The sequence below is a fragment of the Bacteroides sp. 1_1_30 genome, assembly GCF_020982715.1.
In the GTDB taxonomy this organism is placed as follows: domain Bacteria; phylum Bacteroidota; class Bacteroidia; order Bacteroidales; family Bacteroidaceae; genus Bacteroides; species Bacteroides xylanisolvens.
The window spans coordinates 1-1,370 of record NZ_JAJKHN010000210.1; the positions used below are offsets into that span (position 1 = coordinate 1).

The window sequence follows — 1,370 nt, forward strand, 5'->3', positions numbered from 1 at the left end:
CGGTTTATACTGACATGGAGATCTTCGAGGAGTACAACCGTGTCGCTCCGGAACGTGGCTGGAAGCCCCTGAAGAGTTCCCGCAGCCTCCGCGAATGGTTCAACAGCCCGCGTGTCGAACCATTGTGGTACGATGCGGTTTATGGGGAAATGAAGGCGCACCAGCGTTATGACCGCAAACACCGGACAATCCTTCCGGGCCGTCGTGACAGCCTCTGGTATGGCGACGGCACGAAGCTGAACCTCTACTATCGTGATGAGAACGGTAACAAGTGCACGACAAGCGTGTACGAGGTGGTGGATGCTTACAGCGAAGTGCTTCTTGGCTATTACATCAGCGACAATGAGGACTATATCGCGCAGTACCATGCTTTCCGCATGGCTATCCAGACGAGCCGGCACAAACCCTACGAGATCGTGTGCGACAACCAGGGCGGCCATAAGAAGAACGCGGCGCTGGGTCTTTTCTCGAAGATCAGCCGTATCCACCGTCCGACCGCCCCGTACAACGGCGAGTCCAAAACGATTGAGAACATTTTCTACCGCTTCCAGAGCCAGGTGTTGAAAAAACGTTTCGGTTTCACCGGGCAGAACATTACGGCGAAGAGAGATACAAGCCGTCCGAACCTGGAATTCATCAACGCGAACATCGATTCCCTTCCCACACTGGAAGAGCTGAAGCAGCAGTATGCCGCCGCCCGTGAGCAGTGGAACTCAATGAAACACCCGGCCACCGGCATCTCCCGGATTGAGATGTACAATACCAGCGTGAACGAGGCCACCGATCCGGTCAGCGTTCCTGATATGGTGGAGATGTTCTGGTACACGACCGAAAAACCGTCTCTGTTCACCGCCAGCGGCATCGAGATCACGGTGCAGGGAAAGAAATACCCCTACGAGGTTTTTTCCGCCCCCGGTGAACCTGACCTGGAATGGCGCCGGCGTAACACCTACAAGAAGTTCTATGTCCAGTACGATCCTTATGACATGAGCAGCGTGCGTCTGCTGTACAAGGATAAGGGCGGAGCGATGCGTTTCGAGTGTGTGGCCTCGTTCCCGATGACGATCCACCGTGCCCAGCAGGAGCAGACGGAAGGCGAGAAACGTTTCATCCGCGCCCAGCAGGAGGCTGTCATCAACGAGCGTATAAACCGCCAGGTCGTTGCCAAGGACATCGAGTACGAGCATGGTGTCGCACCGGAACAGAACGGTCTGCGTACCCCTGACCTGAAAGGACTCGGCAAGGAGGCGCAACGCCAGATTGACCGCCGCACAAGAAAATACAGCCAGCCGCCCCGTCCTTCCATCGGCCGAGACATGAAAGTCATCAGCAACGTGACATGGGACAGCTTTGAGAAGAAGGAAGTGAGC

General features: G+C 55.9%; 1 protein-coding gene. It reads left to right on the forward strand.

Going from position 1 to position 1,370, the window contains the following annotated elements; translation table 11 throughout:
* A partial coding sequence (locus LPH68_RS26900) for a kinase (protein WP_230297269.1) occupies window positions 1-1,370 on the forward strand: 1,370 nt, incomplete at both ends.